An 11,117-nucleotide genomic window follows, 5' to 3' on the forward strand; every position below is an offset into this window, starting at 1 on the left:
CTTCGGCCCCCGCCACCCCCGGGGGCGCACTCCCCTCCCCCCAGCCTTCCTTCCCCCCCTCCCCCCCCCCACCCCCGCCCCTTCCCCCCCCCCCTCCCGTCCGCTGGCCCCCCCCCTCCCGCCCCCGGGGGCGGGTGGCCGGAGTGCTGCACGCGGGCGTCCAGCACTACCGGGAGGAGATCAGCCCGACCCGCCCGCCGTGCTGCCCGTACACCCCGAGCTGTTCCACGTACGCGGTCACCGCACTGCGCCGCCACGGCGCGCTCCGGGGCGGGCGCCTGACCGTGGCGCGACTGCTCCGCTGCCGCCCGGGGGCGGCCCGCCGACGCGGCTTCACGGACCCCGTCCCGGACTGAGAAGCGGGGTCCACGGGTCACGCGCTCACGGGGCCGGCCCCCGCAGGCCCCCGACACAGGCCCTCCACCCCGCCGGGTGGCGCAGTCACGCGGGCCCCGGGGAGGGGCCGCGAGATAATGGAGGCTGCGACGCTGGAGGTGTCTGTGACCAGCACGGTCGGTCCGGCCCGGGGCGCCGGAGCTGTGGACGCCGCTCTCACGGAGACGGTCCGCCGCACCGGGGCCTCCGTCGGCGGCGTCTACCTCCTCGGCCCGGACCTTCAGGTCCTGTGCCTGGACGCGCTCTGCGGCGCCCCGGCCGAGTTCGCCGCACCCTGGACGAGGGTGCCGCTGACCGCCCCCGCCCCGGTGGCCGACGCGGCACGCGAGGACCGCCTGGTCTGGGTCGGCAGCCAGCAGGAGATGGCCCGCACCTATCCACGGACGGCGATGGCCCTCCCGTACCCCCTCGCCCTCGCCGCCGCGCCGATCACCGGCGCCCGGCGCTGGGGCACGCTGCTCCTGCTGTGGCCCGCCACCCGCCCGCCGCGGCTCACGCGGCGTGAACACGGTTACGTCTTCTCCTGCTGCCGTCGCCTGGCCCGCCTCATGGACGAGGCCGCAGAGTCGGGACAGCCCTACGTTCCCCAGGACCGGCCCCGTGAGGTACCGCCCGACACACGCCGCCGGGCCACGGCCCCCGCCCAGGTGGCCGCCGACTTCGCCGAGCGCCTGCCCGGTGGCAGCTGCGCCCTGGACCTGGAGGGACAGATCGTCTTCCTCAGCTCGGGCGGCGCCGAACTCCTGGGCCAGGACGCCGCGACCCTGCTCGGCACGCTGCCGTGGGTCTCCCTGCCCTGGCTCGACGACCCCACCTACGAGGACCGGTACCGCGCCGCCGTGATCAGCCGTGAACCCGTCTCCTTCACGGCCTGCCGTCCGCCCGACACCTGGCTGGACTTCCACCTCTACCCCGACGCCGGCGGCGTGAGCGTCCGGATCGTCCCCACCGGAGCCCCGTCCCCGCCCGTTCCCGCGCCCGGGCTGGCCCCCAGCTCCTCCGCCCCCGCCCGCGCGGGGCAGCTCTACCAGCTCATGCACCTGGCCGCCGCCCTGACCGAGGTCGTCGGCGTGCAGGACGTCGTCGATCTGGTCGCCGACCAGATCATGCCCGCCTTCGGCGCCCAGGGCCTGATCCTGTCCACGGTCGACTCCGGCCGCCTGCGGATCATGGGACACCGCGGCTACCCCGCCGCGTTCGTCGAACGTTTCGACGCGCTGCCGCTCGGCTCCGCCTTCACGCCCGCCGGACAGGCGCTCGCCAGCGGTATCCCGTCCTTCTTCGCCGACCTGGAGGAGATGCGGCGGATCTACCCCGAAGGACCGTCGAGCAGCACCAAGCAGGCCTGGGCCTTCCTGCCCCTGATCATCTCCGGCCGGCCCGTCGGCCTCTGTCTGCTGTCCTACGACCGGCCCCACGCGTTCCCGCGCGAGGAACGCGCCGTCCTGACCTCGCTCGCCGGCCTCATCGCGCAGGCCCTCGACCGGGCGCGGCTCTACGACACGAAGAAGCAGCTCGCCCACGGCCTCCAACAGGCCCTCCTGCCCCACGGCCTCCCCACCGTGCCCGGACTGGACGTCGCCGCCCGCTATCTGCCCGCCACCCGCGGCATGGACATCGGCGGCGACTTCTACGACCTGATCCGACTCGGCGACACCGCCGTCGCGGCCGTCATCGGCGACGTCCAGGGCCACAACGTCGCAGCAGCGGCGCTGATGGGGCAGGTCCGCACCGGAGTCCACGCCCACGCGACCGTCGGCGAGGCGCCCGACCGGGTCCTCTCGGCCACCAACCGGCTGCTCGTCGACCTCGACCCCGGCCTGTTCACCAGCTGCCTGTACGTCCATGTCGACCTCGTCGGCCGCCGCGTGTGCCTCGCCGGCGCGGGCCATCCGCCGCCCCTGCTGCGCCACCCCGACGGCCGGACCGCACCAGTGGACCTGTCACCGGGCCCGCTGCTCGGCATCGACCCGGAGGCCACCTACCCCGTCACCGAGTTCCCGCTCGTCGCAGGCCAGTTGCTCCTCCTCTACACCGACGGACTCGTCGAGACACCGGGAACCGACTTCGACGACGCCCTCGCCGAGCTCGCCGGCCATCTCGCCGCCGTCGACGACAGGGACCTGAGCCTCCTCATCGACACCCTCCTGGCGCGGGTCCGCCCCGCCTCCCGGCGGACGGACGACATCGCCCTGCTCGCGCTGAGGAGTTCGGACACCGACGGTCGGACCTCCGTATAGCGCCGGGATCACACAGGTCGGGCCGGGTCAGTCCCGGGGCGGGGCCACCAGGGTGGGGGACTGGTTCGCGCGTCGCAGCGCCTCGGCGACGAAGCCGCCGGCCTTCAGCTCCTCCACGAGGTCCGTGAGGAAGCGCACCGTGCCGGGGCGCCGCGCCGGAGTCGTCCCGACGGCCTGGCGGATCTCCATGAACCGGTCCTCGATCAGCCGGACGTCGGAGTGCGCGGCGACGTAGGCGGTCATCGGCTGCCGGATCCCGGCCGCGACCTCCAGGCCCTCCGCGCGGAACGTGTCGACGCCCTCCTCACCGCGTACGACGGCCGCGTGCCGCAGCGTGCGCGTGAGGTACAGGTCGTACGCGGAGCCGCGCTTCACACCGATCCGTACCCCCTCCCGGTCGACGTCGGCAGACGTCGCGAAACCGGAGTCCGTGGGCACGGCGAACACCCCCTCGATCAGGACGTACGGCAAGGTGAAGGCGACCTCGGCCTCGCGCGCCGGCTCGACGGCGAGGAAGCAGACGTCCGCGCGGCCCGTGGTCATCGCGTCGTACGCGCTGCGGGCCGCGTCGAAGCAGACGAACTCGACCGGCACGCCGAGGCGCGCGCCGATCTCCCGGGCGATGTCGACGGTGACCCCGCCGGGGCAGTCGGGCGTGCCGTGCGCCAGGACCGGATTGCCCAGGTTGATCGAGGCCCGAAGGGCGCCCGTCGGCGCGAGATCCCGGGCGATGTCCGCGGTCGCAGTCGTCATGGGCCGGAGTCTAGGACAGCCGTTCGGGGGTGTCGGCCGCACAGCCGGGTCGAGGGGCCGGCCCGGGTCCGGCCACGCCGCCGGTCGCAGCCTCATCCCGGCCCGGCCGGCGACCGGGACAGAAGGGGCCGATGAGTCCGCGACCCCGCCGCACCCGCCGTCCGGGGCGCCGGTCTGACGGACCGGCGGCCGCCATCCTTCACCGCGCCGTCATCGGCCGGTCCTCCTCACGACAACGGGGTTCGAGAGAACTGATCTGGGCATGCCAATCGAGCACCCCCACATCACCCCTCACGCCCGCACGGCGGTCCCTCAGGAGGACGCAGTTGAAGACGAGTTCGTGGATCCGGAGGGTCACGGTCACCCTCGGCAGCAGCATCGCGCTGGTCGTCGCGGTCTCGGGCAGCGCGTTCGCCGCGCCGCCCCCGCCGCTCCCCGCCAACGCCGACGGGCTCGACCGGACGTTCCAGCCCGCCTACGACTACGACACGGACGGCTGCTACTCCTCGGCGGCCATCGGCCCCGACGGCACGATCAACCCGGGACTCAAGCCCACCGGCGCCCTCAACGGCTCGTGCCGGGACGCCTGGGACCTGGACAACACCAACGGCTACTCCCGTTCCAAGTGCAACAACGGCTGGTGCGCCGTCCTCTACGGCCTGTACTTCGAGAAGGACCAGGCGATCCCCTACATGTCCCTCGGCGGCCACCGCCACGACTGGGAGCACGTCGTGGTCTGGATCCAGGACAACCAGGCCAAGTACGTCTCCACGTCCGCGCACGGCGACTTCGACACGTACAGCCGCGACCAGATCCGCTGGGACGGCACGCACCCCAAGATCGTCTACCACAAGGACGGTGTGAGCACCCACTGCTTCCGGCCCGCCAACTCGAACGACGAGCCGCCGGAGAACCACAAGGGTCAGTGGCAGTTCCCGGCCCTCGTCGGCTGGAACGGCTACCCCTCCGGGGTCCGCGACAAGCTGGTCCAGGCGGACTTCGGCAGCGCCCACTTCGGCCTGAAGGACGGCAGCTTCGGCCCGCATCTCGCGGAGGCGAAGCCCGCCGGCATCCCGTTCGACCCGTACGCCTGAGCTGCGCGCTCGCCTGTCGCGCCGCCCCCGGGGACGCCTCAGTCCCCGGGGACGGCGCGGGTGGGCGCGTCGAGACTCTGGTGCCCGCCGCTCGCGAGCATGCGGACGTTGCCCTCCTCGTCGATCTCGGCCTGCACGATGCCCGTCTCGTCGGAGTACACGGGATGCCCGCCCGCCCCCTTACGGTCCGTGCGGGTGACGACGATGGAGTCACCCGCAGTCGGGAAGGTCAGCTTGAACCGCTCGGCATGCTGCATGCGCTCGTTTATACCGACATCTGACGCCGAATCGGCCGCTCACGGCGCGCCCGTGTCCGGGCAGGCCCCGGAAACCGATCGTTCGGAGGCGTGCGTCCGTACGCCGGACCGTTCGCCGGTCACCCGCTCCGGCACCTCCCGCAGCCGGAGCCCGACCGCGGGATGCCGCTGTCGACCGGTGGAGCGCCGCGGACGGGAGCGAGGGCCGCGCGGGCGGTCCCGCCGTGCTGATCGAGCAGGCCTTCGCTCTCCTTGCCCCAGGCCGGACGTCATACCCGATTGGCATAATCCAGCCATGCGCAAGGGTGAGCCGATCCGATACGTGCCCGACCGGAAGATGGTCGTGATCCCACCGGGCGATCCCCGGACGTCGACGGCCATCGCCGTCTTCGACGACTCCGTGACGGCGCTGCGCACCTTCGTCCTCGCCCACCTGAAGCGGCGCGAGGCCCGAGTCCCGGCCCCCAGGGGCGTGGGGTGCGACGTCCTGATACCCGTCGTCGTGAGCCTCGTCCCGCGCCCCGACAACACCTACAACTCCCGCGCGATCTCCGTCGCGGCGCCGGAGGCCCGGGGCGGCTCGGCCGTGGAGCGGCACATGGGCTATCTGTACGACCGCTTCCTCCACGTGCAGGGCGAGGACCTGCACCGCCTCGCCGAAGCCTCGCCCGCACCGGTCGGCTGCCACGGCTGGATCGCCCTCCACCTCATGGACGAGGACGATCGCGCGCCGGTGACCGACGCGAAGGGCTGGACCCCCGACCGCCGGGAGCCGTTCAGCGGGGCCGAGCAGCGGAAGGCGGGCCACTGGATCGGCGACATCCGGCTGAACCTCCCCGGCCGGGACGAACTACGCGCCCTCGTCGCCGGGTTCGACCCGACGACCGTCCCCGCGGCCGCCGTCGCACCCCGGCCGACGCCGCCGCCTCCCGTCCCTCCCACCGCGCGGGCGGACGAGGAGGCCGCCGCCCGGCTCCGGGCCTGGAAGCGATGGCGCCGTCACGGTCACGGCTACGAGGAGCTCCGCGCCGTCAGCCGTACCGTCTACGGCCGCCCCGGCGTCCGCGTGGTCGACGGAGCGGGGCTCCAGGTGGGGGAGTACCACCTGCCTGACGGGCCGCTGACCCTCATCGACGAACGCGCCCGCCCCGACGCGCTCGACGCCCTGAAGCGCCACGGCGTCGAGGCGCCCACGGCCGTGGACCTCCCGGGCCTCGACGCCTTCCCCGACGCGTACGTCGTCCCCGACGCCGCCTGGTCGATCCGGCTCGTCGAGGAGTCGGTGGCCCTGCGCGACCTGCCGGAGGCCGGATCTTACGACCCCGGTACGGGCACCCTGACCGTCTACGCCCACCCGTACGCGCAGCCGATGACCACGCTCCTGCGCCGCCACGGCGTCGAACCCGGGACGGTTCTGTGTACGGCCCCCGACCGGGCAACCGAGGACCACAACCGGCGGGCCGCCTCCGCCGCCACGTCCGCGGGACCGTTCCGAAGCCCCTCCCGGCTCACGGCGAGGGCCCTGGCACTCGTCCCCGAGCGCCACCGGACATGGCTCAACGCCCAGCAGGTGAGCCCCGCCGCGGACCCTGCCGGCAGGGTCGACGACACTCCGTACCACCGGCGCGAACGGGAGGCGATGTTCGGCGCGCCCACCGTCCCCGGCCGTGTGTCGCCGTGCCGGCTCTGCGGGACACCCGCCCACGAGGCGCGCCCCGGCCTTGCCTACTGCTTCGGCTGCTGCCGCCTCGCCCAGCGCGGTGTGCTCCGGGACAACGGCACCGACGGCCCCTGGACCGACGCGATCCTCCACGCCGTCCGCCGCCTCGCCGAGATCGAGTTCTCCGGTCCGCCCTCACTCGCCCAGCTGGAGCGGATCACCGTCACGGACCCCGATCTCGCCGACGAGGCGATGCTCTGCCGTTTCCTGGTCCCGCGTCCCGTCGCCAGGCTCGTGACCGCCCGGCCGGCCAGACGGCCGCGCTCGTGGGCGGAGTGGCTCCAGCTGGCCGGCGTACTGACGGACGGTGTGCGGCAGGCGCGCGGCACGCTCACCGTCGCCACCGACGGACACCTGTGCCGGTCCATGCTGGAACGACACGTCGACGACTTCTTCCACCACTGGGGCATCGGGCACGACCCGGAGCCGCACTACCCGCGCCACCCCGAGCTGAACACCACCGGTCTGCGCGCCGACTGGCTGCTCGCCGACGGCACGTTCGTCGAGGCCCTGGGGCTGATGGAACAGGAGCGATATGCCGAGAAGGCGCGGCGCAAGGCCGAGTTGGCGGACCTCATGGACATCCGCCTCGTCACGGTCACGGCAGCGGACCTGGACCGACTGCCGGAGGTCTTCGCGTACTGGATGCGGGGGCGTCGGCACCGTCCCTGACGAGCGCCGCGACCTGATCGGTGACCAGGTCGAGCAGCGCCGCCGACTCCTCGTCGTGGCCCAGTACCAGGATGTTCAGGGTCAGCCCGTCGGTGACCGCCGCGAGGTAGCGGGCCAGAACCGGCACGGGGACCAGGATGTCGAGCATCATGCTCGCGTCGAGCTCCTCGATGAGCTCCTGGTAGATCTCGGCGTACCGCTCGTGCTGACGGCGCGCCAGCGGCTCGAACCCCGGGGTGCGCAGGGCGTGCTGGGTGAGCTCGTAGGTCAGCATGTGCTCCCCCGGATGGGCGCGGACATGCTCCCAGTACGCCTCGAAACCGGCCCGGATGGTCTCCCTGAACGTCTCGCGCGGCCGCAGCGCCTTCTTCACCGTCCCGACGTAGTGGTCGGTGATCGCCGTGATCACGGACTCCAGCAGGGCCTGCTTGGAGTCGAAGCAGTAGTGGAAGACGCTCAGCGACACATCCGCCTCCGCCGCGATGGACCGGGTCGTCGTACGCGGCACGCCGTCCCGGGTCATGGCGCGGATGGCCGCCTCGGTCAACTGCCGGCGCCGTTCGGCGAGCGGCATACGGGACATGCGGTGGTTCCTTTCTGGTACGGCCCGGGTCTTCACAGCCCCGGGCGGGGTGAGGAGGCGCCCAGCCCCCGTCACCCCGCCCGGGCCGGCCCTCAGCCGCTGTAGACGCCGACCTCGCGGAGTGAGTACCCCCAGTCGGTGCCGCGTTGCTGACCGAGGATCCGGACGTGCCGCGCGGTCGTCCCGGCGAACGTGGCGGTGTCCAGACCGCCGTCACCGCTCGTGGTCGACCAGGCGGTGCGCCAGGCGGCGCCGTCGTCGGAGACCTCGATACGGTACGCCTTGCCGTACGCCCGCTCCCAGTCGAGCGTGACCTTCTTGACCAGCTGGGGCGAACCGAGATCGATCCGGAGCCACTGGCCGTCCTTCCACTCGCTCGCCCAGCGTGTCCCCAGGTCGCCGTCCACGGCCCGGCTCGCCGCGAACGAGGTGAACGGGTTCCACCACTCCGTGGTGGACGCCGACGCCGGCTTGCCCGAGGCGAGGTTCACCCCGGCTCGGTGCCGCTCGGATGCGCCCCAGGTGTCGAGATAGGACTCGGCGCCCCGGAACAGGTCGCTCACCACGTCCTCGCCGCCGACCACCCGGATGTCCTCGATCCAGTCCGGCACCATGCCGTTGTGCGCGGCGCCGTCGGTGTTGAGGTCCCAGGTCCGCTGCCCGGTGGTCTGCCGTTCGATGAGCGACCCGCCGTCGGTGCTGCGGAACGGGTACTTCACCGGGTTGGGGGTGTCGGCGCCACGCGGCCCGGGCCAGCCGCCGACCCCGTTCATGTCGGTGCCGTAGCCGTATCCCACTCCGTACTTGTCGCGCAGTGCCTCGGTCCGCTTCGCCTCCGCGATGAAGCCCTCGGATCCGTTCATGTACTGGGCGATGAAGCCGCCGAGCCCGTAGACCCGCTCGGTCCAGTTCAGGTCCATCCAGCTGTGCGACGAGAGGACGCCGGGGTAGGCCGCGGACTCCAAGATGTCCAGTGCACGGCCCGTGGCCTTGACGCTCATGTGGTCGATCTCGAGCATCATCTTGCGCTGCATCATGCCGCGCACCGCGTACTCGCCGAGTGCGGTGAGACCTCGGGTGTTGCACTGCGCGTCGGCCGCGTATCCGGGGACCGACACGCCCGCCGGAAGCTGCTTCTCCGCCTGCGGTGCCGCCGCGAGCCCGATCGGGTTGTCGTGCTGGGGGCCGGTGCACTTCTCGGTCTTCCAGAAGGTGCCGGTCGACAGGAACTGGCCGACGTTGATCGCGGTCCCCAGCGCGCCGCTGTCGAACCGCACCCCGCACAGGGCGTTGTCGAACTTGTGGCAGAGGAACATGCTGCGCACGCCCAGCTGGTGGAGTTCGTCGAGCCCGCGGTCGATGTCGGCCCGGCTGCACTGAGCGATGTCGAGGATCTGCTTGCAGCCGAAGGGCTCGGAGGTCTCGACTCCGAGGACGACCGCGAGCTTGCCCTGCTGGATGACGTCGCGGGCCTGCTCGGAGTCGGTGACGATCCGGAACCAGCCCTTGCCCGGGCCACCGAACATCTTGTCGATGTAGTCCTGCATCTCGTACGTCTTGCGCGCCTGCAGGCGGATGGAGGTCATCTCGTCGCAGCTGCGGTCCTTGAAGAAGTAGACCGAGCAGATGACCCCGTTGGTGACGAGGTCGTTGACGAGCACCCGCTGGCCGCCGCGCCAGGCCCGCTCCACCCAGGCGTAGTAGTTCTGCTGGTGGGTGAGCGAGTCGTGGGCGGGCCAGTCCTTGAACGTCGGCCAGCCGTTCGGGTCGTGCTTGCCGTCTCCGCCCTTGGTGATGAAGTCGAAGATCGCGAGCGAGCCGTCGGGGTAGTGCTCGGGGCAGTCCTTGAGCGCGTCGGCCACGCCCTGCTCCGAGAAGTTCTTGCCGCAGATGAGGCGGCCGCCGAAGGCCTCGTTGGACATCAGGTGGTTGTGCGCGTCGACGAAGCCGCGCACCTCGCCGCGCTCGTCGGTGCCCTTGAACGGCGCGCCCGTGACGTTGATCTCGGAGTCGGGGGCGGGCCGGGCTACGGGGTCCCACCAGGAGCTGTCGGCGGCCGAACCGGGTGCGGGCCCGAGCAGCATGGCCACCGTGGCGAGCAGCAGCGACAGCACGGCCAGCGGCCCGCGTCGGCCGGACGTACGGCTGTGCGTGGGGGGTCTCATGGACATCACTCACGTCTTCGGTCGGGGAATTGTCATGTTCCGCGCGAAAGGTGTGGTGAAGGATCCCTACTCCGGGTAAGGGAGTCAAGAGTCCGGGACAGATGACCTGATGCGCGAGGGTGGCGTCTCGAATCGGCCATCGGGGTGGCTTTCTGATTATCCGTCAGGAGGTACCGGCCGCCGCGCGCCCAGGGCGCCGCGACCCTCGTGGACGTGGCCGGCCTGCCCGGACCAGCTCGCCCACGTCCGCGCCGGCCGGTCCGGCTGGAACGACGGGGGCGCCGTAAAGCAGTTGACCGGCGTGAGAGTCCCCGGGCAGGCTCCGCCACGACTGGACGCACACATGCCGGTGACGGCCCGACGCGATCGACGCGTCGGGCGACGAGCCGGCGGATCGGAGACCGAGGGATGACATCCCACCTGCACGCCCTCTGTTTCGACGCGAACGACCCGGAGCGTCTCTCCCGCTTCTGGGCCGAGTTCCTCGCCTGGAAGATCACCGACGACCCGGACGACGGCATCGTCCTCCGGCCGGGCGACGACACGGGGTTCCTGATCCGGTTCCTCCCGGCCCGGGAGCCGAAGGCGGAGCAGATACCCCTGCACTTCGACCTCACGAGCACCTCCGACGAAGACCAGCGGCAGACCGTGGCGAGAGCGCTCGAACTCGGCGCCCGCCACATCGACATCGGCCAGAGCCCCGACGACGGGCACGTGGTCCTCGCCGACCCCGAGGGCAACGAGTTCTGCGTCATCGAGCCGGGGAACGCCTTCCTCGCGGAATGCGGCTTCATCGGAGCGCTCGCCTGCGACGGTTCGCAGGAGGTCGGGTACTTCTGGAGCCGGGCGCTGGGCTGGCCGCTGGTCTGGGACCAGGACCAGGAGACCGCGATCCGCTCGCCGCACGGCGGGCCGAAGGTCACCTGGGGCGGCCCGCCGCTCATGCACATGACCGGACGGGCCCGTCTGCGCTTCGACCTCGCCCCGCCCGCCGACGGCGATCAGCACGCCGAGGTCGAACGCCTCCTCTCCCTCGGAGCCACGCGCCGCGACGGCGCCACGCGAACGGGCACGGGCGCCCCCGCGCCGGTGCTGCTCGCCGACCCCGACGGCCAGGAGTTCCGGGTCCTGCCTCCCCGCTGACGACCGGGGGCACCGTCCGGGCGAGGCGGGGGTGACCGGGGAGTACCGCCTCGGCGACGTGTGCCACCTCACCGCCGCCCCCGCCGGCCTCGCC

9 protein-coding genes are annotated in these 11,117 nt (G+C 72.4%); 5 read left to right on the forward strand and 4 right to left on the reverse strand.

Annotated features, from left to right (window positions below; genetic code table 11):
- Positions 1 to 143 precede the first annotated feature (143 nt).
- Together yidD and ACFUJR_RS35420 are read left to right on the forward strand one after the other, a co-directional pair.
- Complete coding sequence (gene yidD / locus ACFUJR_RS35415) at positions 144 to 356, forward strand: membrane protein insertion efficiency factor YidD (RefSeq protein ID WP_383451126.1); 213 nt, start codon at positions 144 to 146, stop codon at positions 354 to 356.
- A 117-nt stretch (positions 357 to 473) separates the two neighbouring features.
- Positions 474 to 2,636, forward strand: a complete 2,163-nt coding sequence (locus ACFUJR_RS35420) for a SpoIIE family protein phosphatase (RefSeq protein WP_383163403.1) — start codon at positions 474 to 476, stop codon at positions 2,634 to 2,636.
- A gap of 27 nt (positions 2,637 to 2,663) precedes the next feature.
- Here the strand turns inward: ACFUJR_RS35420 and ACFUJR_RS35425 are convergent, their stop codons facing one another.
- Entirely contained in the window at positions 2,664 to 3,389 is a 726-nt protein-coding gene (locus tag ACFUJR_RS35425) for a transporter substrate-binding domain-containing protein (protein WP_383163405.1), read from the reverse strand.
- A 326-nt stretch (positions 3,390 to 3,715) separates the two neighbouring features.
- Here ACFUJR_RS35425 and ACFUJR_RS35430 point away from each other — a divergent pair, with 326 nt between their 5' ends.
- Entirely contained in the window at positions 3,716 to 4,483 is a 768-nt protein-coding gene (locus tag ACFUJR_RS35430) for an NPP1 family protein (protein ID WP_383163407.1), read from the forward strand.
- Positions 4,484 to 4,521: 38 nt separating this feature from the next.
- On the opposite strand, the gene ACFUJR_RS35435 is transcribed toward ACFUJR_RS35430, so the two are convergent.
- Positions 4,522 to 4,740, reverse strand: a complete 219-nt coding sequence (locus tag ACFUJR_RS35435) for a DUF6296 family protein (RefSeq protein ID WP_383163409.1) — start codon at positions 4,738 to 4,740, stop codon at positions 4,522 to 4,524.
- A gap of 295 nt (positions 4,741 to 5,035) precedes the next feature.
- Here ACFUJR_RS35435 and ACFUJR_RS35440 point away from each other — a divergent pair, with 295 nt between their 5' ends.
- On the forward strand, positions 5,036 to 7,132 hold the full coding sequence (locus ACFUJR_RS35440; protein ID WP_383163411.1) for a hypothetical protein: 2,097 nt from the start codon (positions 5,036 to 5,038) through the stop codon (positions 7,130 to 7,132).
- On the opposite strand, the gene ACFUJR_RS35445 is transcribed toward ACFUJR_RS35440, so the two are convergent.
- Both ACFUJR_RS35445 and ACFUJR_RS35450 read right to left on the reverse strand, forming a co-directional pair.
- Positions 7,059 to 7,715 carry a TetR/AcrR family transcriptional regulator gene (locus ACFUJR_RS35445; protein ID WP_383163413.1) on the reverse strand — a complete coding sequence of 219 codons (657 nt, stop codon included), beginning with the start codon at positions 7,713 to 7,715 and terminating at the stop codon, positions 7,059 to 7,061. The two genes, ACFUJR_RS35440 and ACFUJR_RS35445, sit on opposite strands and share 74 nt — an antisense overlap.
- A gap of 92 nt (positions 7,716 to 7,807) precedes the next feature.
- Complete coding sequence (locus ACFUJR_RS35450) at positions 7,808 to 9,886, reverse strand: discoidin domain-containing protein (RefSeq protein WP_383163415.1); 2,079 nt, start codon at positions 9,884 to 9,886, stop codon at positions 7,808 to 7,810.
- Between the two features lie 402 nt (positions 9,887 to 10,288).
- Between ACFUJR_RS35450 and ACFUJR_RS35455 the strand changes: the two genes are divergently transcribed.
- Positions 10,289 to 11,023: a VOC family protein gene (locus ACFUJR_RS35455; protein ID WP_383163416.1), complete on the forward strand. Its 735-nt coding sequence runs from the start codon at positions 10,289 to 10,291 to the stop codon at positions 11,021 to 11,023.
- Positions 11,024 to 11,117: the final 94 nt, after the last annotated feature.

Source organism: Streptomyces sp. NPDC057271, assembly GCF_042668715.1.
GTDB lineage: Bacteria > Actinomycetota > Actinomycetes > Streptomycetales > Streptomycetaceae > Streptomyces.